This window comes from Sporosarcina sp. JAI121 (assembly GCF_013408665.1).
Classification (GTDB): domain Bacteria; phylum Bacillota; class Bacilli; order Bacillales_A; family Planococcaceae; genus Sporosarcina.
The window spans coordinates 1,655,277-1,678,434 of record NZ_JACCCL010000001.1; the positions used below are offsets into that span (position 1 = coordinate 1,655,277).

Genomic DNA, 23,158 nt, shown 5'->3' on the forward strand with positions numbered 1-23,158 from the left:
TCAATCATTCGGAAAAATTTAATTAAATTCTATAGTACGCTACTTTTACAAAGTTGGCTATATAGATTTCTGACACAAAACTACATAATTCGCATTTTGTTAGAACGCAGCAGCGAATAATTCAGAGACTCTATCAGTAATGATGAAGTTATTCTATACGCTGTAGGCGGCAAGCATAACTTCGAGAACCACATTTTGGGGAAAGATTGCAATGAAAGAGATACGGAATTAACGTATACCCTTGGGAAGTTGAACGCTATATGAACATCTACTGATAGTTAAAAGGAGCCATTTTCTGAATTGTCTCAGAACCTGACTCCTACTCATTTTCACTTAACCAAATGAACTACATCACTCAAATTGAAACTTCATTCTTAGTCTGCAAGGCTGACGTTGGATACTAATGTCTTTGGCTAAAGGCTGAAATAGCAAAACCCGATAAGCCATGGGGAATTCCCCTGCATATCGGGTTTATTACATAAATTAATTTCCAGGAATGATAAGCCCTTTTACTAAGACTTTTTAACATCGATTGGGTTTTTCCCATATATCCAGTAAAGAATCAAGCCAAATATCACTCCGAGAAAAGACATGGTCGCTATAGAGAGGTAAAGAATTTTGCCGCCAAAAGCACCATAGATCGCTCCCCCGACATAAGACGCTAAAATGCCTGACACCCCAAAGAACAATAGCGCCAGCACCGTTTGACCTGTGGCGCGCCACTCTACCGGAACAATCCGATATAAGTACTGAATAGCGGCGGAATAGAAAACTGGGAATGTTAACAGTTGCATAACTTGCAAATAAGCTAATAGATGCGGATCAGTAATCCACGCCGAGGTAAAGAAACGAATGAAGTAAAATGCGGTTGCAAATGTGATAATGATCAATTCTTTCCCTTTACGTAGCCACCAGAAGCTTAGCGCAAACACCACAATTTCACTGCTTCCAGCCAAGAACCAAGCCTGGCCAATCAATGCTGTACTTCCTCCAAGTTCTCGGATATATACGCCGAGGAATGTATCATTCATCCTCGCTGGAATCGAACAGATAAACACCAGTAACATGAACAGCAGTGTTTCTTTATTGCTTAAAAAGTGCTTGAGACTGCCTAAGGTAACTGGTTTTCCTGAAACCGGTGCATCCGGCATTTTCCAGCAGACAATAAAGCAAATTGCACCAATAACAGCAAAAAGAATTGCCATACTATGCGCGCCAAAGTAGGACATTACATAGCCGGTGAGTAACGATACAACTGCATAACCCAATGCCCCATATGTACGAATTGATCCATAACTGATTCTTATGGATTCTGCAATAGTAAAGTTAAGGCTTTCGGTCAGCGGATCAATCGGCATCAGAAAGAAGTAGAGCAGCATAGCGAACAAGATAAGCAAGAGATAACTGGTAGAGTCGTACAACAAATAACCGATTATGCTCGAAAACAAAATCAATATCATCAATACTTTACGTATGGTCTTGCTTTTGTCGCTAATCATGCCCCATAAAGGCTGCGTGATAATCGTGACAAACCCTCCTGTCCCAACGATAAAGCCAATTTGACCTGGTTTCAGCCCCTGCTCAGCCAAGTATACCGGTAAAAACGGGATGAAGATTGCAAGAAGACCAAAGTATAGAAAATTAAAGCCCCGTAATAAATTTTGTGGTTTCATAAGCGTTAGCATACCTCACATATTCGAATCGTTAATTAAATTTTAGCTTTGTAAGTATATCATATTACACCATTCAAAATCGTTTATCCCACCAGAATTGATACTGCACTATATACTAATAACAAAGCCATCACAATGTTAAACTGATTTCGATACTTTGATAAGAACTTTTGAAAAATCGAACCAAACAAACTCCAAGTGCTAGTACTTAGGAAACCAACAACCGCCAGAAATAACGAAAAAAGTAGTAAGACCATATGCGAAGTATGATACGGCAGGATGAACGTTGCTACAACTGTTATGCCAAATAATACACCTTTCGGATTGACGAATTGTAAAAGCATGCCTGCAATAAAACTATTATACTTGCCTCCATCATCCTCATCCGCACTTTTTTTACTGGTCACGATTTTTATAGCAAGATACACCATATAGCCCGCTCCTAGGATCATCATGGGAAGTTCAATTTTTGGGATGAAATTATGAAGTACTAGATTAAAATAACTAGATAATAACATAATGACAAAGAAGCCGGCACCAACTCCTAAACAAAACCTAAGTGTCTTCTTAAACCCATATTCATTAGCAAATAACATCGCCATAATATTATTAGGACCTGGCGTAAAACTAGTAATAAAAACATACAACAAAAATGATACTAATGGCATAATGGACCTCCCAATCGCAATGTATGTTATAATGTCTTAAATAGACAATATAACGTATTACTTTTTATTGTACAGTTTAGACGTTATATTGTACAGAAGAAAAGGTGGCTGATTATGGAGGAAATACATCTTGTACTTGCAAAAAATTTAAAAGTCTTTAGAGAAAATAAGAAATTAACTTTGGAAAAGGTTGCAGAATTAACTGGAGTCAGCAAAACAATGATTGGTCAAATTGAAAGAGGAGAATCAACCCCAACAATTACAACCCTTTGGAAAATAGCAAATGGATTAAAGATTTCTTTTACTTCCCTGATAAATAATCCGCAGCCAGATACAAAAGTTGTTTTAAAAAGTGAAATTCAAGCATTATCTGAAGACAATGGAAAATATAGAGTCTATCCATACTTTCCATTCGAAGAAGATAAACGATTTGAAGTGTATTCAGTAGAGATTGATAAAGGGGGATTCCTAAGCGCCGATTCGCACAATGAGGGTACTGAAGAGCTCATAACTGTTTTTGAAGGGAAATTGACGATACGTGTAAATAACGGGGAATATACCGTTGGAAGTGGTGATTCGATCCGGTTTAAGGCCGATAGACCCCATACCTATCATAATTCTGGGGAAACAGTAACCCGATTGAGTATGATTTTGTATTATCCGGCTTGAAAAGGGGCTAATCCGTGAGTCATTATCGACTTGTCGGATAGTCCCTTTAGCTTCTGTTTTTAACCTGTACCAAAGGTAACCAGTAAATGACCGCTTACTTTTGTGATCAAACATTAGACACCCTATGTACAGATGCTTTCGGATCGCTTTGGACTGAACGACTACTGCACCATTATCGGGATTTCTTGCTGCGTAGGGATGCAACTTTGTCGCATCCCTACGCATTTTTTCGTTAATCGTCCGGTGCTCGCTCGTCCGTCGCTCTCCAAAGATACAGGTACACGAAGTACTAAAGCTATTGGGAATGAGTGAATAACCACTATCCTTTCCATAAAGGGGCAGCCAAAGATGCAATTTTGACTGCTTACTCCTTCCTTATAGCATTTCCTTCTCGAATTTAAGGCAGTGTCACTTTCTCCATAGCATCACACTGTTACTTGTATGATTTTCTTAAAATAAGCAAAGAGGCTTTAGTAAAAGAGGTGGAGTGGCCGAAATTTCATCTTCGGGGACTTGCAACCTCTATAGAAAGGTAGTTATTCTTTCCTCTTCCAAAGTAGTTGCATTTTTCACTCGAGCATTGTAGGTACGCGGCGGACAGATAGCCGGGACAGGATGACCAAGAGGGAATGAACTGCAATTCCTCCCCAAAGGATGTGGTTGGAAGTGACGGAGTCATTTCCAGCCACATTTAACACGCGGTAAAGGTGTAGCGATTATGTCGTCCAAAGCGGGTCGGAGATGTACAAGTGCAAATATAGACTTTTATGTTCTTCTTACAGGTGCTTTATGTAAGAAAGTGGTTAATCAACAGACGTGAGTTATAAACTAACTTAAATGGACGTTCCTTTTAACAATGTCGATTACAGCTTTTTAACAAATTCGGATTTTAGTTTCATAGCCCCAAAACCATCAATTTTGCAATCAATATCATGATCGCCATCAACCAAACGTATTCCTTTTACTTTTGTACCTACTTTTACGACTGATGAACTTCCTTTTACTTTAAGATCTTTGATTACTGTTATGGAATCACCATCACTTAAGACATTTCCATTCGCATCTTTAACAACTTTTTCTTCACTATTTTCAGGCTCCGATGCCAAAGTCCACTCGTGAGCACATTCCGGGCAAACAAAAAGATTTCCATCCTCGTAAGTATATTCTGAATTACATTTTGGGCAATTTGGTAAATCAATCATAATTTCATTTCCTCCATCCGTTTTGTTAATTCCATTAGAAAAGAATTATTTTCGAATTCCTTCTACAACTACGTAAAAATTGTGCTTTCCAACCTTTAATTATAAGCGAATAACCGTAATTTAAACAACTTTATCCTCATTAAAACGCCGGAATGACTGATGTCGTAGAATTTGGCTTAATTGAACAACCTTATTCATAAAAAACAACTCAAGTAAATGCAATATGAACTGTCGGATAAAAATCATCATTCCAACACATACTACCATTTAACCATCTACACTTTAAGATGTGCTCAATGTTCAGAAATTACCGTAAGTCTACTTACTTTAGGGGAGGATGTCTTGAATAAGTTATTAAAAGTAAAAGCGACTTGGACCCCTATTTGGACGGTCGCTTTACTCATGTTGTGTATGATTAGTATTTATCTGCCTGTATTTGGAGGCTCAAGTCAAAGATTAACGGATTTCCTCCTCATTATCGTTAATGAGGATGAAGGTGTATCTTCTTACATTACAGGTAGAGAAATCGTAGACAATCTTATTAGAAAACAAAATGGACATACGTTTAACTGGAGACCGGTAGCAAACAGAGATGCTGCAATAAATGAAATTAAAAACAATCAAGCCTATGGAGCTTTAATTATCCCATCTGAGTATTCTAGGGACATTTCGGAATTACGTGATGTTCTGATAACAGGAAAAACGGAAGGAAAGGCTGTTAAGTAGGAGATATTAATTAATGAAGGTGGAGGTCAGTCGACAACACTGATAGCGAAAAATGCGCTAGAAACGATCGCCAATCTGGCTTCAGCCAATATTAACCACCATTTAAAAGAGGAATTAATAAACAACAATATTCTATTAAACCCCCAAGTCGCAACTTTGATGGATAACCCGATACGATATACCGTGACAAAAGCATTGGGGCTTCCTGAACACACAAATAACGGAATGACTCCCTTTATGATTGTCCTAATCACTTCAATTACAGGACTTATGAGCGTACAAATGATTAATGGTTATTTAAAAAATATTAGCACGACTATTAGAAAAAGCGGTCATCTATTAAGCGACACCCAAATTCTTGTCACCGGAATGCTGTTAGGCATTATATTATCCGGAAGCGTAGCTGCAGTTTTGCAATTGGCTGTATTTGGTGTTTTCGGAAGCTCACACTCGACTAGTATCTGGCTCATACTCTTATTCACATTTTTATGTTGTATGACGATGTATTTCCAATTTAAAATGATTACTCTGTTTTTGGGAAAATGGGGGATACTGGTGATGTTCCCAATTAATATTATGGGGATCTTCTCCAGTGGAGGAGCGGTTCCGATTGCGACCTTACCATTAATCCATCACATTTTCAGCACATTCTTACCTGCACGCCATATGGTAGATGGATTAAGGGTAATGCTCTATTACAATGGAAAATTGCAAGCTGGTCTTGGAATCTCTTTATTGATTATCCTACTCTATTTCGTTCTTTTTCTAGGAACTTGTATAGCAGTTGTTACTCGTACTTATAAAAAAGAACACAGTAAAACTAAGGCGACGTCCACATCCTGAAAAGTAGCGAAAATCTAGAAATGGGTAACAGATAAAATAGTTCTTTTATGTGAAGTTATCAATCGCTCCACTGCATCAAGCGCATGAATATCAAAAATGTTGGTCGATTCATATTTGCATTCGATTCTATTTTTGGCATGCTGGCCGCTTGATATTTTTTTGCTTTTTAATTTTTCTTGGGCTACTATTTCAAAAAGACTCTTCTCTTTTATAATTTGTTCATGAGCTTGACTCTGTTGTTCAGCCCTCTAACTGCTTCTGTAGCCAATAATCTATGTAACTTCCTGTATAGGCATGCGCCTCGCCCTCTTACACTTCCTAAATTGTTGTAACAAGTTCGTATAAGGCCTCGTGATTATGACTTAATAACACAAGTGCTCCATAGTGATAGCACAGTTCATCAAGAACAAACTGACATTTTGCTGCTCATTTCAACATCTACAAGAATGTCAAAATATATATCCCTGCAATATTCGCCAGAAAATGGGCAATCGTTGTTAAATATACATTCTTTGTCTTTAAAAATAATATTCCATAGAGAATACTGTCTATTAAAATAAAGCCAATATCGTACATGACAACACTCATTGAACCAGCTGAAAGATGGGCAAACGCGAATAAAATTGAAATTGCGATAATAGCTATTTTAGAATCTACTAATTCCGATAATTTTTCTTGAGCGAAACCACGAAATGCAAGTTCTTCCCCAAAAGCGAGTAGTAAAAGTTGCGGAAACAGTACAACTATAGAACTTATGTGTAACATTGGCTCGACCCGTTCCATGACATGCTCATTAAATGCTGGCACTACATAATGAGCTAACACAATTTGACCGATAACTGCTAAAAAGGGAAGTATAATAAGCCACCAATACTTGTGAATATCTTCTTTCGTTTTTCCCCATTGAAATGTAAAGACTGAAAATTTATTTTGAAATTTCTTTTTTTCATATAGTATATAGGCAATGGAAAAAATAATAGCCAAACCGCTAAAAGGTGATAGTGCTAAAATAGCAAAAATAATGAGTAGCGATAGTACTTTTCCATTTTTCCTCATTTTCATCCTCCAAATCGTAATAGCTTTTATAAACTGAATGGATTCGGGTTTTATCTAAGTTCTTTATTAACGATTTGCTTTCCGTTTATGATTGGCATTTTCAAATTAATTTATCTTTTGGTAATGAATCCATGAAGAAAGATTTCAACAATCCTTCACTTTTATTTGTTCTAATCGGCTGTTCTAACCAGTTGAGAAATTCTGCTCCATCAAAAAGAAAAAAACGATGCGCCTTTACTACCAACGGTTTACTCTATTTCAAAATCACAATCCCATTCTCATCTCTTTTGAAGATCAATAATTTTATTCCTTTCATACAAATGAGTAATGTGAGGAATATGATACAATCGAGTAAATAACTCACAAAATAGGAGAACGATATGTGCCGTAACATTAAAACACTATTTAACTTTGCCCCTGTGGCTACCGACGATGAAATTTATGCAGCTTCACTTCAATATATTCGAAAGGTCTCCGGTTTCAACAAACCATCTAAAGCAAACGAGAACGATTTTTATCGTGCTGTACAAGAAGTGGCTTTCACTACGCAAAATTTACTAAACAACCTGGTAACAAATGCAGATCCTCGTGATCGAGAAATTGAAGCAGAACGTGCTCGAATAAGAACTGCAAAAAGATTTGGAACTGAATAGAGTTCAGAAAAAGGAAATTAGAATGGTTAAGATTTATGTTGAGATTTTCGATAGTTGCTAATTATGCCGTGGTTTCATACTAATATAGAATTTGCATAGTTGATATGAATACAAATCAGCATAGTCCCTATTATTGCATAATCAAAATGCCCCCTTCAATTTGCCATTAGCTTTATTGAAGAGGGCTTCTATATGTATTTATAAAAAAGGTAGCTACTGTTTTACTACGTCCAAATTCCTTTATTCAGGTAATAGCGAAGTGCAATTCCTGCTAAATCATATCCACGATAGTCTAACTTCTCGAGTCCCTTTAATAAAATTTCTAGCATCCAAATCACCAATAAAACCTACTATTCCACACATATTTTTTCCTTAGATGTTTGCAAAATCATTAACACTAAACTACACCTCAGCTGAATTAGCGACCGGGCAATTGCGATTGCGAGGTTTCCGCCGAAAGATTCGATACTCCTCCACCTCGTCTGCTGAAAAATAGTGTTGTCCGATTTATTTCAGAGTCTACCCCCATTTATTAAACTATGCAGAATGGCAGTGATATTGAGGCGTTTCATGAAGAAATTTCTTAAAGGCGATAACACATTATAATGAGTTCTCCTCTCGTACCCATCACTCTATGGCCTTCATCAATATAACCACACTTTTTGTACACAGCTTGAGCTATTTCATTCTTAACATTTACAGCCAATACAATCTCATTAATGTTCACAAAATGGCTATTTACTAGTTCTGGAACAAGCATCAATGCATTCTTGGCATAGCCTTTACCTTGATGATGGAAATCGGTTGAAAAAGTTCTAATTAAGATGGCATTTTCATTAGTAGAGTATGGTTCTACCCCTTCGCATCTATGTAAAGCAAAAAAGGTCACCAATTGTTTGTTTTTCATTGCTAATACCGAGAACAGATTCTTATCAGCTTTTGAAAGGTTAATTGCGTCCCTGGGGGTACCCGTAAATCGCAGTTGTTCTTCCGTTATTGTATAGTTTTGTATAAGATTATCAAATTCATCGGTGTAAAAATGTAGTTTCATTTATTCCAATCCTCCTCAAAACAGGATCAATTTTCTACTTAAGAAATTTTATGTATTTTTTTGTTAGATAATTAACCTTTCTAATAACCTTTTCCCCTAGATGATAGATACCGATAATTCCAAAGAGTTATTTTATTATACCAGGAGTTATCGGAGTAATCTAAAAATAAATACATTATATCAAAAAATATTCTTTTCTATTTGATACAACAGCCTTTCCTCCAAATTTAAGAACAAAAAAAGAGACTCCTGAATCTGCGGAGTCTCTCTCTTCCTACACTTCATTGCTATGTTGAATATAATTATATAAAGGTAGTTCCGTCTGTCTTTGAATTCCTTAATAATGAATGAGGTTTTTTTTATGATTATTTCTATTGTATAATTTATTCCTTACTAGAATAATAAGTGTTTAAATCATTATAATACTTATTTAATGAAGAGGTTGATACTTCAAACCATTCGGCGATCTCTTTTACTGTTATCGTGAGGGGTTCAAAAAAGCCATGTTCCTGACCAAATCGTATCGCCCCGGCAGCAATCGCTACATCTTTACGAGCATTCGGCTGTTGCTCCACTAAATAATCTTCTACTATTTCTACAAGCTTTCCTGGTTCTCGATCATTTTTCTCTAAAAACTCGATTGCATTAAGGAGTACACCCGATTCAAAGTTGGTAAATTCCCCTCCCTCATAGCCATCTTCACCAAGCAACTTCCAAAAGACAATTCCGTTTTCTTTTAGAAACGCTGTAATCGAAAGTTCTTTTTCTGAATCATACAGTTTTCGGAACTGACTAAACACTTTTTTATGATCGGTCGGGAAGAAGATTAAGCTGGAAACAGCCAAATAATGATTATCCTTGGATGTTCCGTCCGGTAAAATAAAACAATAAACGTGAACGCCGATAGGGACAGGCTTTTCGCTCTCGCGTCGTAAACGAATCGTTTCATCTTCAAAAATACTTTTAACTGACATATAAGCCTCGTCCACAGCTACAACTTCTCCGATGAAAACACGTGGATCAGACCACGTTTCTAACACTTTCACTACTGATGGACGGATGTTTTTCTTTTGTTGCTTTTTCATGTAATTTTCCCATATTTCCGGTTTATAGTGGAAAAAGAATTCATCAATGACAATCGCTTCAATCATTTCCTCTATTAAATATCTCTGTAGGGGGTCACTCCATTTTTTAACCAAAGCAAGGTATTCATTTAAGTCACGTCTTTCAGGATATTCTTCGTAAAAGGATTGCAAAATCCTTTCAAGTTCTTCCGATTGCACTTCTTCTATTATAAATGCCGCTTTCGATTCACAACATTTTTTATATTTCTTTCCACTGCCGCACAAACACGGATCATTACGTCCTACCATACAAACACGTCCTTTTAAATAAATAAGAATACATTTAAGTGTAACATGTCCATTCAAGAATAATAAGAGTCTTGTTTTAGTTTAGCATTTTGGACGCTGGCAACTTATCTGTCTATAATGAATTACAAAAGGAGGCGCATGATATGAAACGTTTTGCATTTTACAGGATTTTCCGTATCGTTTGGATGTCAGTTAAGTTTTTCGTTCAAGTCAGCCTTTTCCAGCGCCGGTATAAAGGTCGATTTACACCTTCAGTTAATGAAAAGTGGGAACGTCTTGTGACGAAACAGGCGAAAGAATATAAACGAATTGCGCTCGACTTAGGCGGATTAATGATTAAAATGGGTCAATTCTTATCCACTCGTGCAGACATTATGCCACCTTCATTTATTGCGGAATTAGAAGGTTTAACGGATCATGTTAATGCTGTTCCGGTCGAGGAGGCAATTGGACTTTTGGAGGACGAATGGAATACGGGCTATGAAGACCATTTAATTAATTTATCTGATGGGCCGGTCGCTTCGGCTTCAATCGGGGAAGTTTACAAAGCTACCTTAAGGGATGGGACGCCTGTAGCGGTGAAGATTCAGCGTCCAGATATTGAACGTATACTGCGTGTCGATTTTCGTGCAATGAGGATTGTCATTTGGCTCATAAAAAGGTTTACTCCGTTCAGTAAGCAAATTGATTTTAGCTTATTATATAAAGAAATGGTTGATACAATTGGCGCCGAGCTTAATTTTTTGCAGGAGCTAAAAAATGGGCGTAGTTTTTCTGAGCGTTTTGCTGCAATGCCAGGCATTCGTTTTCCTGTCTATTACGATGAATTTTCTACACGGCGGGTCCTTGTCATGGAATGGATTGAAGGTTCACGAATAACTGACCTTGCATTCTTGGCCGAGAATAAAATCGATCGCCGTGAGTTATCGGAAAGACTATTTCATTTGTTTTTAGAACAGGTTCTGGAGGGCGGACAATTCCACGCCGATCCTCATGGCGGCAATATTTTAGTTCAACAGGATGGAACGCTTTTCTTAATTGATTTTGGGATGGTTGTTAACATCACATCCGACGAGGCCCGTTCAATTTTGAATATTGTTGAAGGCATCATTTTCACACAGTCTGATCAAGTACTAGATGGTCTGGAAGAGTTAAATTTCTTGTTACCCAGTGCGGATCGACGAGTACTTGAAGTTGCAATTGAAAGTGTTGTAACTGCCTATGAATCCAACGACTTGAGCGAGATGAATAGCTTTGTTGTCGATCGATTACTTGATGATTTAAAAGAAATTGTCCGTACCCAACCTGTACAGCTACCGGCCGAATTCGCCTTTTTAGGTCGGGCAGTTTCAATATTTGTCGGCGTGCTTCATGTCTTAGATCCTAATGTCGATTTGCTTGCGATTGGACGCCCCCGCATTATGGAATGGGCAAAGAAACAAACAATCGGAAATGGTCCGTTTACAAAGGTAGATGGCAAGCGTATCGCGATAAATGTAATTGGTCCGTTGCGAGCTCTCCCAAAAAAAGTGATATCTTTCCTTGATGAACCTACCCGTATGCGTGAATATATTCAAACACGGGATGCAATAAGGAAAATAGAGCGTTCTCGTTTACAAACCCGCATGTTCGCTGGAATCATCACAGTGTTATCTCTTATTGTTGTATTTTTCAGCGTCTGGGATGAGCATTTCCCTCTTCTCGCAACATCAGGTTTCTTTTTCATTAGTTCTGCATGGATGTTTAAACGGATGATATAACGGCCAATGAGTCTATCAATAATCCTGATTATCATGACATCTGTGGTTGCAACTTGACAATGCGTGAGTAATTCCTTCAGAATGCACCATAAAAAACGACTGTTTGGCATTTTTGCCATTCAGTCGTTTATCCTCTATTTGTCTAGCTAGCATTCGCTGTTCTCTACTTGGTTTTCTACGTGTCATCGTTTGCCTGCGATAATCTACTATCCATAACGTCGTACTTTTCGAAGTGATCATTTTAATCCTCTCCTTTGCTTATTGTGCCGTGCCGTTCCCTGCACTACCCCAATGAAAAGCAGCTTTTAGATCTTTTGCCCGTTTAGTCGGCTATCTTCTTTTTGCAGTGATAGAACCCGCCTTTGCCCGCTTGTCATTCTTTTTGGCTTCACCCTACTATGATGATCGTCGACAACTGCTTGTAAATTTAAAACATTAATCATACATATCACCTCCATTTCTAACTCGCTCACTAGCGTATGTTATAAAAACGGAGAGGATACACCAAACTAATATGTTGCACTCTTCAGAAAATAGCAATTACTACACAAAGCGATTTCTTCATGATTTCCTTTATAGTCCTTCGAGAAACATTATAAACAATTATCTTGTAGAGGCAACCATCGTCAATTAAGAATCTTTACTTTAACCTTTTTGACTCCCCATGCCATTGCACCATCATAAGTAGGAATGAAAACGTCAATTTTCTTCCCTTTAATAGCCCCTCCCGTATCGCCTGCAATTGCTTCTCCATAGCCTTCCACCCAAACTTTTACACCGAGCGGAATAATTTTCGGATCAACTGCAATTACTTTCTGATTCGGATACGTACGTAGGTCGATACCGTAAGCGGTAGTCCCTGAACAGCCTTTACAGTATGCTGTATATGCAGTTGCTGTAACAAGCAGTTCTTTCCCATCTCCTACAGCCGGGGCTGATGGTGTTAGTGTGGATACGGCGGGAATCTTTTCTGACTCAGTCAAAACGGTTCGGGAATCACCTGCATTTCCGCCGACAATTAATACATCTCCAGGGTGAATCAAATTTCCTGCCAATTTGTTCCAACTCGCGAGAGAATCTAATGAAACATCATGATCTAATGAAATCCGAAACAAATTATCTCCATTGACAACTGTATATCTTTCCTGCTCCGCCTCTGACAATAATTCCACGGGCATAGAGTCTATGGGATCTGAAACATCCTGAAGTGGTACATTACGTTCCTCTGATTCATCCAATAGTGTATTTGCTTCAATAGAAAGATACTGTACATACGAGAATCTTTCACCAATTTCTACAGAATGGGAAAGGATTGTTGCATATGTTACTGTATAAGTTGAAAATGAGAAAATTGTTGCTAACAGAAAGACTTTTAGTTTCAACAATATGATTCCTCCTTCATACCAATTATTTGTTTCCAACAAGTATTGCCCCGAAACTAGGAAAAACAAACATTCAAATACAATAAAAAGAAATCAAGTTTTAATACAATAAAAATTCTATTTTAACAATAACGATGACAAATTAACTTAATCGATTGAAAAAAAAAAAAAAAAAATCAGCCATGCAAATGGCTGATTTTCTAGTCTTACGATATACAATGGTCTAATATCTCTTGGATAACCGAAAACTGCAAGCGATTTTCGATAAAAATACCCAATTAGAAATAGTGCTAGGATAGTAACCCCACCATTTCCAATCCATGTGCAATGCCATCTTCACTAACATCTTTCGTAATATATCTTGCCGCATTTTTAACTATCTCAGGCGCATTTCCCATCGCTACACCATGTCCGACATATTGCAGCATTTCAATATCGTTTAAATTATCACCAAAAGCATAGACTTGTTCTTTCCTGAAACCTTTCTTTTCGATAAATTTCTCAATTCCCTTCGCTTTGGAACCACCAAGAGGCAGAACATCCATCGAATATTCATGCCATCGGATAAAATTCAAGTTTCCTAAATTGTTACGGTAAAAAGATTCTTCATGTTCCTTACAATAAAGCAATGTTTGATAGATTTCTGTGTCGTTATAGTAATTAGCGTTCATTTCTATTTGGGCAGTATCAATATTAAGGGAAGTAAGGGATTCCTCTATCTCAGAATGATAACCGATATTGGATTTCATAAATTCATCACCCATATATACAAGCGGATGGGCATTTGTAATGGAATAATCCGATAAATGCATTAACAATTCTTTATCAATCGGGTTTTTATAAATGATTTCATTTTCAATTTCAACGTACTGACCATTAAAACATACAAAGGAATCAATTTCCAATTCCTCTCTTATATCCTTAATGAAATAGGGAGCACGCCCTGTAGCAATGGCTACTTCATGTCCAGCTTCTTTTAAAGATCTAATGGCTTCCTTCGCAGATATGGGCAATTTTTTGTCATGATCGAGAAGTGTTCCGTCAATATCAAACATTATCATTTTTTAGTCATTTCATTTCCTCCATTACAGAAAAAAATCATTTTTTGTATCAATTTCATAAATGCGACATTCCAGAACGATTAAACAAGTTCCGGGATGTCGCTTTACTTTGTTCAAGCTTTTTTACTTACTATGACATTATAATTTAAACGGTACAGCTAACCCTGACAGCTTGGGCAACTTCGTCAGCAGTCGCCATCTGTAATGCTTCATTCGCAAGTAGTGCCATCTCATTCTTCGTCAATTGTTTAATTTGTGCACGGGCCCTTAAAATCGATGTGGCGCTCATCGAGAATTCATCTAGTCCTAAACCTAGCAATAACGGAATAGCTATTTCATCCCCAGCCATCTCCCCACACATTCCTGTCCACTTTCCTTCATTATGTGCAGCGTCAATGACCATCTTGACTAAACGAAGAATTGAAGGATTATAGGGTTGATATAAATACGAAACGCGTTCATTCATGCGATCGGCTGCCATCGTATATTGGATTAAATCGTTTGTTCCGATACTAAAGAAATCCACTTCCTTCGCAAATTGATCCGCAAGAATTGCAGTGGACGGAATTTCCACCATGATACCGACTTCAATATTATCCGCAACATTCACATTGTTAGTTAGGAGTGCTTGTTTCTCTTCCTCTAAAATTACTTTTGCCTGTCGGAATTCATCTAAAGTAGCAATCATCGGGAACATAATCTTCAAATTTCCAAATGAACTAGCTCTTAAAAGTGCCCTTAGTTGCGTTCGGAAGATATCCTGCTCTTCTAAACATAAACGGATAGCACGAAAACCTAAAAATGGATTCATTTCTTTAGGGAGATTTAAATAAGGGAGTTCTTTATCCCCACCAATATCAAGGGTCCGCACAACTACTGGCTTATCTGCCATTCCTTGAAGAACCTCTTTATACGCCTCAAACTGCTCTTCTTCGGTTGGAAGTTGGTTTCTACCCATATACAGAAACTCGGTTCTGTATAGACCAATTCCCTCCCCCCATTATTGAGGACTCCTTCTAAGTCTTCCGGAGTGCCGATATTAGCAGCTAACTCAACATGATGTCCATCTGCTGAAATTGTTTTTTCATTAACAAGCTTTGCCCATTCCGCCTTTTGCTGCTCATACTTTACTTGTTCTTTTTCATATGCTGCAATGACTTCTGAAGTAGGGTTAATATGTACTGTTCCTTTAAATCCGTCAACAATGACGATGTCACCATCCTGGATAAGCTCTGTCGCTTCCTTCGTTCCCACAACTGCAGGAATCTCTAGTGTGCGGGCCATAATCGCGGAGTGAGACGTTTTCCCACCAATATTAGTTGTAAAACCTTTTACAAATTTACGATTTAATTGAGCTGTGTCTGATGGAGTTAAATCCTCGGCGATGATAACTACTTCTTCAGCAATCATTCCCGGGTTCACAATTTCAACATTCAACAAGTGGGACAGCAAGCGTTTCGTAACATCACGAATGTCTGAAGCCCGTTCCCTCATATATTCATTATCCATTTGCTCGAACATGGTAATAAACATATCTGTCGTTTCTTTGAGCGCATATTCAGCATTCACATGATCTGTCTTAATTTTATCTTCAATTGATGAAATCAACTCAGGATCAATTAAAACTAATACATGAGCGTTAAAAATAGCTGCCTCATCTGCACCAAGTTCCTTTTCGGCAATATCACGAATCGACTCCAATTCACTCTTTGAAACGGCGATAGCAGACTGAAAACGTTCGATTTCTATCGGAATATCTTCAATAGTTTTTTTACTGAAATATAAATCCGGCTCAACAAAACGGTACGCTTTCGCTATGGCAATTCCGTTTGATGCAGAAATTCCATGTAGTATATTCATTAATTAGTCAGTCCTCCGTCTTTTAACGCTTCTTCAAGCCCGTTAAGTGCATCTTGTTCGTCTATTCCTGTCGCTGTAATTTTAATTTCTTCATCCAGTCCGATACCTAGAGACATTACACCCAAAATCGATTTTAAATTGACTTTTTTATTGTTATGAACCAAACTTATATCGGATTTAAATTTGTTTGCTGTGCTCACTAATACTGATGCGGGGCGTGCATGTATCCCTTGCGCATCTGTTACTGTAAATTGTTTTTCAACCATATTAATCAAACACCTCCATAAAAATGATTGATATAATTGTAGATAATGTCCCATCATTTTAGACAAATTAGTAACGCCAATTAATTAAACGTTCATAATAATTATATCACATATGACTTCCTTGAAAAAAGCATACCACTTAACAGGCCCAGTTTTGAAATACGAAATCTATTTCTTTAAAAAATCAATCATCCCCATTGCACTTACTTGCATATCTACTTCAATTAAAAAATACACTTCATGATCGTCAGGTATTCCCGACTTTCTTAAATATTCCCTTACCCTATTGAACAACCGCTGTGCAAGTACATCGTGACCTTTTTGTTCGGCAACAACGTTTTCCGCTTCTTTCATAAATGCGTCAAGCCATTCAGATACTTGCTGCAGTGCCTTATGCGGAGCATCTGTCATTCCGTAATGGCCAAAGTAAATCGCATGTAGATTCATCTCACTCATGCGGTCAATCGCTCTTCTCATTGCATCTGGATCAAATTGATTCGGTGAGGTGGATGGCAAAAACAAATTAACATCATCACGTATTAATTGCTCATAACGGATTCCAACTGTGTCGCCAGAAAAAATACCGTTGCTGATCGGGTCAAAAATACTAAAATGATGTTTAGCATGTCCAGGTGTATCCAAAAACTTCAAGGTACATGTCCTGCCAATTTCCAAGGTATCTCCCTCATCTTTAACGAGCAGGCGATCTGCAGGTATCGATATAATGGGCTCAAACAATTTCGAAAATCTCTCTCCGTAAACCAATTTGGCACCGGCAACTAATCTTTCGGGATTCGCCAAGTGCCTTGCTCCTCTGGGATGAACAACAACAGTAGCATTCGGGCAATCTTGAATCAGTAATCCTGCTCCTCCGGAATGATCCAGGTGGACATGTGTCACAATTATATATTTCACTTGATCCAGCGAAAACCCTAACGCTTCCAATCCTATTTTCACATGCTTCACTGAAGGACTTGGACCAGGATCTATAATTGTCAATTCTTCTTCATTGATGACATACGTTCCCGTTCGCTCAGCCACACCCAAATCAAATCCGTCAATCAAATGGATTCTTTCGTTCAATTGGATAGGATATTTTTTATGCATGATGGAATCCTCCTTTAATAGCGATACCAATTACATGAATTCTGATATTATTCAGTAACCTTCTAGTAATCTTATCAGTTCCGCTATGCATTTCCAATGGAATAGTCGGATGGATTGGAAGTTTCCTTGAAACATAGTTAGCCCCTGTAATGCCTTATGTTCCTAAATTGCACGTCTTACATATACTAGTTCGAAACAATATAATAAGGAGGCGCTCAATTTTGTCAGAACAAAATTTTTCCGACACGCACAACCCAGATAACTCAGATCTTCCCAACGGACAGCCGCATTTCCCCAAAAGCCAAGATCACTCTCAAGATACCAGAAGAGCTAATGCACCTTCTCATCAACCACCATCTACCGTCCCGCAACTAAAGAAAGCTCTGCTAACCGTAGATCCAGGTGCGTTACGCGGATGCTTATACCGCGACACCTATATCAAACTCACCAACCGTACTTCATTTTGGTTTCATCCAACATACATCGACTATGTTGCGACGTCAGGATATAAATGGAACGGCTATGCATGGATTCCGTGGGGAACGGATTTGGATAGAATCGTATCTTTTCAATGCACATAGGATTCACTTGCTAATATAAAAGGACCAGTTTCCCACTAAACGCGATACGACAATCCTTCGCGTTCAATTGAGGAACTGGTCGATTTAATTGTACTTAATAAAAATCGCTTAGATAAGCATGAAAAATTCCAGTTTACATATATTTCTATCGGATATTGGAACTCTTATTAATGAAATACAATCGTCTTGTTGCCTTCCACAATAATCCTATTTTCAAGATGCCATTTTACAGCTTTTGTAAGAACGCGTCGCTCGATTCGACTACCGATTTTCTTCAAATCAATTACGTCATCACGATGGTCCACTCGCTCTATATCCTGTTCAATTATTGGACCTTCATCTAAATCGTTCGTTACATAGTGGGACGTAGCCCCTATTAACTTGACTCCACGATCAAATGCACGCTCATATGGTCTCGCTCCGATAAATGCCGGCAAGAATGAATGATGAATATTAATGATCCGATTCTGAAAATGGCTGACAAAATCAGACGTAAGAATTTGCATATAACGAGCAAGAATTAGCAAATCAACTTCGTAGTCCTCCATTAGGCGAATCTGTTCTTCTTCAACTTGTTTCCGAATATCTTTGTTCGCCGGAATATAATGAAAAGGAATCCCAAAAGATTCGACTAACCCCCGCGCATCCTCATGGTTACTAACAACAACGACAATATCAGTGTCCAGGTCACCATTTTGCCATTCCCATAAAAGTTCCATCAAACAATGCGGTTCTTTTGAAACAAAAATGGCAGTTCGCTGCCGTTCATTTCCATAAGCGAAGTAATAGTCAATAGAATAATTGGCGGCAATCTCTTTAAAATCCAACTCCATTTGCTTTGACTTTTTCATCAGATTCTCACAATGAAATTCAATCCGGATAAAAAAAGTTCCGTTTTCCGGATCACTTGAATACTGACTCGATTCAATGATATTCGAATCATGTTTAAGCAAAAAAGAAGACAATACTGATACGATCCCCGGTTTATCCGGACATTTCACTAACAGCCGCCCTCGATTTTCTATTTTATTACCTGGTTGTTTCAAATTCATTTCTACTATCGTTTCTACAGACATTTATAAACAACTCCTATATTTTAAATAAGACAAGCTATCATTATCCATCATACGACTGGCCTTCGCAATGATTCCGGCTGTTACCATAACAAAACAGCAACTAAAGGCTCGACTTCGGAATTTCGAATTGAATTATCTCATTGTACCTTTAAAAGAAATACCTGAAGATACTTGCTTGTTAATGATATAAAGTATCAATCCTTCAATTTTGTTCATCCTAACAAAAAGGAGGTGTGAAACTATGGGACAAGAGATTCTTTGCGAAGTGAATAACTGCAAGTATTGGGGCGCCGGAAACAAATGTAAGGCGAATTCTATTTATGTAGTCAGCCAAAAAGGCAAAAAAGCAACCAGTAGTGAAGAAACTGATTGCAAAACATTCGTGCCCAGAGATTGAATCATGGCTCATAATTGAATAATGTCTAGTATGTAAAATTTGGTTCGGTCCTATTATTGTACAAAGTGAAGAGTGCCAGCGTCTAAAACTGTTCTTATTCATTTTAGACGCTGGCACTCTATTTTAACTCTTTTCCCATCCCTTTCAGAAAATGCAGACCGAATTTTACGGCACGATTAATATCGTCATCGTTTAATGCAGTCATCAACTGAAAAATGCTTGCTTTTTTCCCGTTATCCTTATAGAGTTCTGCTTCATTCAAACCATTTTTGACGCTTGCGGCAAGTTTTGCTGTGATATCAGGATCGATCGATGATATAACACTCGTTGCATTTAGCACATGGTTGATGATATTGGTCACTGGCTCGCGCGACGCTTGGTCTACAGCGATTTTAGCGATATCATCTTTCGCTAACATCATCGCCTTCAGCGCGTCCAATATCCCGGCTCCATCCAATTCACCTGTGATTTCGAGTATTTTATTGATAGCTTGGTCTTGCTCCGCAATCAAGGACTGTAACTCCTCCAATTTCCGCTTATTAAGTTCTTCTGGTGTCAATTCTTTCTTTATAATAGAAGTAATGGGTGCTGCCATCGAACTTCACCTTTCTTTCTAATTTTCAGTTAGTTGCACATAACCTGGACGCGCCCATTTCCGCTCCACTTCTACGCCATTTTGCGGGTGCCGCTCTTTATTCCGGTGGTTCGAAATGGGTAACGGGTTTTCGCCTTCTTTTTGAAGTATTTCCATTCGAACCATCGTCTGTTTATAAGCAGGTGTATTCGTCCGCTGATCGACGGCCGGACCAGTCAGGAAGTTGATTGCCGATTCTTTTTCAACTGAGTTCATCGGCAAGAATAGTTCATTTTTCTTTACGCGGTCCGTTACGAGTGCCGGCAACTTCAAAGCGCCGTAAGGGGAAATCAAACGAACAACGGAACCGCTTATCACGCCGCGGTCTTTTGCAAGTTCCGGTGAAACTTCGACGAAAACTTCCGGCACTTTCTCCTGAATACCATCCGACTTGTTCGTCATGTTACCTTCGTGGAAGTGTTCAAGCAAGCGCCCGTTATTGATGTGAAGATCATATTCTTCAGGAAATTCTACAGGGTGTATCCAGTCAGACAGAGCGAAACGCGCTTTTTTATCTGGAAAATTAAAGCCATCCACGTACAGAAGGGGGGTGCTTGTTCCGTCAAAACTGCCCCATAAGAAGCTGTCCCAACCTTCCATCACGCTATAATCCGCTTGACCGAATAACGGCGACAAATTAGCCATTTCCGCAAAAATTTCGCTTGGATGACTGTAGTTCCAATCCGCACCGAGACGGTTAGCGATTTCCTGAACAATCCACCAATCCGCCTTTGCGCCACCCAATTCCGGAAGGGCTTTGTACAAACGCTGCACACGTCTTTCCGTATTTGTAAATGTACCATCCTTTTCCATTGACGGAACCGCCGGTAAAATGACATCAGCATATTGCGCTGTTCTTGATAAGAAGATATCCTGAACAACTAGAAATTCTAGTTTAGACAAGACATCATGCACATAGTTTGCATTAGAATCGACGAGCGCCATATCTTCACCTACTATATACATCGCTTTCATGATTCCTTTATCGATGGAGTGCAGCATCTGAATATTGTCAAGCCCGGGCTTATTATCGATTTTCACACCGTATGCCCTTTCGAATTTTTGACGTGCCGTATCATCAGTGACGTGTTGATAACCTGGAAGCCAACCTGGCAGTGATCCCATATCACATGCACCCTGGACGTTATTATGCCCACGTAGCGGATATGCACCTGCACCAGGTCGACGATAATTTCCTGTCGCAAGCAGCAAATTGGATATTGCAGCAGAAGTGTCCGATCCGCCTGTGTTTTGTGTGACACCCATTCCCCAAAGAATACATGTGCCGTCCGCATCACGAATCATTTCCGCTGTTTGAATGACCATGTCTTTTGAGACGCCTGACACTTTTTCGGCATAGTCAAGTGTGTATTTTTCAAGAACTTCCCTGAATTCCTCCAAGTAATGGACGTTGTCATTAATAAACGACTGATCGTGCCATCCCTGATCGATCATGTATTTCGTCACTGCCATGAGCCATACTTGGTCCGTCCCTTGCTTCGGACTTATAAAGATGTCAGCGCGTTCCGCCATTTCGTGTTTCCTCAAATCCGCGACGATCAGCTTTTGCCCATGTAGTTTATGGGCTCGCTTTACCCGAGTGGCAAGTACAGGATGTCCTTCAGCCGGGTTGGCTCCGACAATAATAACAAGCCCAGCTTTGGCGATATCTTTAATCGTTCCTGCATCCCCTCCCATACCAACTGTTCGGAACAAACCGTCCGTTGCGGGGGATTGGCAATAACGTGAACAATTGTCGACGTTATTCGTTTCAAATACTTGTCGCGCGAGTTTTTGAATTACGTAGTTCTCCTCATTAGTAATCTTCGACGAAGAAATGATTCCGACAGCGTCTTTTCCGTGTTCTTTTTTGATAGTTCCAAGTTTCTGGGTCACAAGGTTAAGCGCCTCTTCCCACGTAGCTTCTACAAAAGAATCATCTTTACGGATGAGCGGTGTCGTAAGTCGTTTATCGCTATTAACGAAATCCCATCCAAATTTCCCTTTAACACATGTAGAAATCGCATTAACAGGTGCTTCTGAAACAGGTTGGATTTTTAAGATTTCCCGGCCTTTGGTCCACACTTCAAAAGAACAGCCTACGCCGCAAAATGTACAAACTGTTTTCGTTTTTTCCGTTCTTGTATCACGCATTGCCGCCTCCGCATCCGAGATGGCCATGATCCCGCTATACCCTGGCTCAACGTCTTTGACAAGTTCAATCATTGGTGTCAGGATTTCCTCTTTCAGCCCGCTCATGAAGCCAGCTTCGCCAAGCATTGATTTTTCCATCAGCGCATTACATGGACAGACGGTGATACAGTGCCCGCAACCAACACAGGAAGAGTCGTTGATTTTCGCCCCTCCATCCCATAGGACAATTGGACGATCCCTTTCCCAATCGATTGATAAGGTTTCATTCACCTGCAAGTTTTGACATACTTCCACGCACTGACCGCAGGCAATGCATTGATTCGGATCGTAACGGTAAAACGGATGTGTAAAATCAACACTATCTTGTGTGCACTTCGGTTCATATGGATACTTTTGGTGTTCGATCTCCATCATATCCACTGTATTATGTATTTTACAGTTGCCATTGTTGTTATCACATACTGTACAATACAGCAGATGATTTTCAAGAATCCGATCCATCGCCTCCGTCTGAGCTTCTTTGGCACGGGTCGAAGAAAGCGCTATGCTCATTCCTGGTACTGCTTTCGTAGAGCAGGCACGCATAAGACGGCCATCTACTTCCAAGATACACGTATCACACGTCTCAATCGGATCCACCTCCGGTAAGTAACAAATTTGAGGATGGGAAATTTGATAATCATTGATCACCTCAAGAATCGTTTTGCCTTCCACGAAGTTATAATCGGAACCGTTAATCTTGATCTGCATGTAAGCGCCTCCTATTTTATAAATAAAAACCACCATGAAAAAATACACCTACTTGACAAGTGCACTTTCATAGTGGAATAGTCTTCTAACAGGACTTGTTAAATTACCAATCCATATTTTCGTTCAACGTTTGATAACGCCGCGGCAGTTCATACCGAAACGCCCTCTTAGATACTAGTATATTTGAACTTGCAAGAATAAACAATCTATATTTCA

General features: G+C 38.8%; 19 protein-coding genes and 2 pseudogenes. 6 read left to right on the plus strand and 15 right to left on the minus strand.

From position 1 onward, the window contains the following. Positions 1–512: 512 nt before the first annotated feature. Positions 513–1,673: an MFS transporter gene (locus HDC33_RS07810; RefSeq protein ID WP_179391903.1), complete on the minus strand. Its 1,161-nt coding sequence runs from the start codon at positions 1,671–1,673 to the stop codon at positions 513–515. Positions 1,674–1,756: 83 nt separating this feature from the next. Then, positions 1,757–2,341 (minus strand): LysE family transporter, encoded by a 585-nt coding sequence (locus tag HDC33_RS07815; protein ID WP_179391904.1) that lies wholly within the window; start codon positions 2,339–2,341, stop codon positions 1,757–1,759. A gap of 114 nt (positions 2,342–2,455) precedes the next feature. On the opposite strand from HDC33_RS07815, the gene HDC33_RS07820 reads away from it, so the two are divergent. After that, a complete protein-coding gene (locus HDC33_RS07820; protein WP_179391905.1) occupies positions 2,456–3,010 on the plus strand; it encodes a helix-turn-helix domain-containing protein in 555 nt (184 codons plus the stop codon). Positions 3,011–3,873: 863 nt separating this feature from the next. On the opposite strand, the gene HDC33_RS07825 is transcribed toward HDC33_RS07820, so the two are convergent. Then, positions 3,874–4,212 (minus strand): zinc ribbon domain-containing protein YjdM, encoded by a 339-nt coding sequence (locus HDC33_RS07825; protein ID WP_179391906.1) that lies wholly within the window; start codon positions 4,210–4,212, stop codon positions 3,874–3,876. 342 nt (positions 4,213–4,554) lie between these two features. On the opposite strand from HDC33_RS07825, the pseudogene HDC33_RS07835 reads away from it, so the two are divergent. Continuing rightward, positions 4,555–5,781: pseudogene (locus HDC33_RS07835) on the plus strand (YhgE/Pip domain-containing protein). Positions 5,782–6,219: 438 nt separating this feature from the next. Here HDC33_RS07835 and HDC33_RS07840 read toward each other — a convergent pair. After that, on the minus strand, positions 6,220–6,837 hold the full coding sequence (locus tag HDC33_RS07840; RefSeq protein ID WP_179391908.1) for a CPBP family intramembrane glutamic endopeptidase: 618 nt from the start codon (positions 6,835–6,837) through the stop codon (positions 6,220–6,222). Positions 6,838–7,217: 380 nt separating this feature from the next. Here HDC33_RS07840 and HDC33_RS07845 point away from each other — a divergent pair, with 380 nt between their 5' ends. Next, on the plus strand, positions 7,218–7,490 hold the full coding sequence (locus tag HDC33_RS07845; RefSeq protein ID WP_179391909.1) for a DUF2277 domain-containing protein: 273 nt from the start codon (positions 7,218–7,220) through the stop codon (positions 7,488–7,490). Between the two features lie 583 nt (positions 7,491–8,073). Here the strand turns inward: HDC33_RS07845 and HDC33_RS07850 are convergent. Then, positions 8,074–8,541: a GNAT family N-acetyltransferase gene (locus tag HDC33_RS07850; protein WP_179391910.1), complete on the minus strand. Its 468-nt coding sequence runs from the start codon at positions 8,539–8,541 to the stop codon at positions 8,074–8,076. Between the two features lie 383 nt (positions 8,542–8,924). Then, positions 8,925–9,914 carry a YecA family protein gene (locus HDC33_RS07855; protein WP_179391911.1) on the minus strand — a complete coding sequence of 330 codons (990 nt, stop codon included), beginning with the start codon at positions 9,912–9,914 and terminating at the stop codon, positions 8,925–8,927. A 143-nt stretch (positions 9,915–10,057) separates the two neighbouring features. On the opposite strand from HDC33_RS07855, the gene HDC33_RS07860 reads away from it, so the two are divergent. Beyond that, positions 10,058–11,674, plus strand: coding sequence for an ABC1 kinase family protein (locus tag HDC33_RS07860; protein ID WP_179391912.1), 1,617 nt, complete (start codon positions 10,058–10,060; stop codon positions 11,672–11,674). A gap of 305 nt (positions 11,675–11,979) precedes the next feature. On the opposite strand, the gene HDC33_RS07865 is transcribed toward HDC33_RS07860, so the two are convergent. From HDC33_RS07865 to HDC33_RS07890, 6 genes and pseudogenes are all read right to left on the minus strand, one after another. Next, positions 11,980–12,117: a hypothetical protein gene (locus HDC33_RS07865; protein ID WP_179391913.1), complete on the minus strand. Its 138-nt coding sequence runs from the start codon at positions 12,115–12,117 to the stop codon at positions 11,980–11,982. Between the two features lie 183 nt (positions 12,118–12,300). Then, positions 12,301–13,059, minus strand: coding sequence for a 3D domain-containing protein (locus HDC33_RS16710; protein WP_304625745.1), 759 nt, complete (start codon positions 13,057–13,059; stop codon positions 12,301–12,303). A gap of 287 nt (positions 13,060–13,346) precedes the next feature. Further along, positions 13,347–14,117 (minus strand): Cof-type HAD-IIB family hydrolase, encoded by a 771-nt coding sequence (locus HDC33_RS07875; protein ID WP_179391914.1) that lies wholly within the window; start codon positions 14,115–14,117, stop codon positions 13,347–13,349. A 145-nt stretch (positions 14,118–14,262) separates the two neighbouring features. Beyond that, a pseudogene (gene ptsP, locus HDC33_RS07880) lies at positions 14,263–15,977 on the minus strand (phosphoenolpyruvate--protein phosphotransferase). Next, a complete protein-coding gene (locus tag HDC33_RS07885) occupies positions 15,977–16,243 on the minus strand; it encodes a phosphocarrier protein HPr (RefSeq protein WP_179391915.1) in 267 nt (88 codons plus the stop codon). The pseudogene ptsP and the gene HDC33_RS07885 overlap by 1 nt, the downstream one beginning before the upstream one ends. Before the next feature lie 168 nt (positions 16,244–16,411). Further along, entirely contained in the window at positions 16,412–17,350 is a 939-nt protein-coding gene (locus tag HDC33_RS07890; protein ID WP_179391916.1) for an MBL fold metallo-hydrolase, read from the minus strand. 221 nt (positions 17,351–17,571) lie between these two features. Here HDC33_RS07890 and HDC33_RS07895 point away from each other — a divergent pair, with 221 nt between their 5' ends. Beyond that, a complete protein-coding gene (locus HDC33_RS07895) occupies positions 17,572–17,931 on the plus strand; it encodes a hypothetical protein (protein ID WP_179391917.1) in 360 nt (119 codons plus the stop codon). Positions 17,932–18,098: 167 nt separating this feature from the next. On the opposite strand, the gene purU is transcribed toward HDC33_RS07895, so the two are convergent. Further along, entirely contained in the window at positions 18,099–19,007 is a 909-nt protein-coding gene (gene purU / locus HDC33_RS07900) for a formyltetrahydrofolate deformylase (RefSeq protein ID WP_255457317.1), read from the minus strand. A 241-nt stretch (positions 19,008–19,248) separates the two neighbouring features. On the opposite strand from purU, the gene HDC33_RS07905 reads away from it, so the two are divergent. Next, the gene (locus HDC33_RS07905) at positions 19,249–19,404 is read left to right on the plus strand and encodes a DUF1540 domain-containing protein (protein WP_179391918.1); all 156 of its coding nucleotides are present in this window, start codon (positions 19,249–19,251) and stop codon (positions 19,402–19,404) included. A gap of 118 nt (positions 19,405–19,522) precedes the next feature. Here the strand turns inward: HDC33_RS07905 and HDC33_RS07910 are convergent, their stop codons facing one another. Further along, positions 19,523–19,999 carry a helical membrane plugin domain-containing protein gene (locus HDC33_RS07910; protein WP_179391919.1) on the minus strand — a complete coding sequence of 159 codons (477 nt, stop codon included), beginning with the start codon at positions 19,997–19,999 and terminating at the stop codon, positions 19,523–19,525. Positions 20,000–20,017: 18 nt separating this feature from the next. Further along, positions 20,018–22,942 (minus strand): formate dehydrogenase subunit alpha, encoded by a 2,925-nt coding sequence (gene fdhF, locus HDC33_RS07915; protein WP_255457318.1) that lies wholly within the window; start codon positions 22,940–22,942, stop codon positions 20,018–20,020. Between the last annotated feature and the right edge of the window lie 216 nt (positions 22,943–23,158).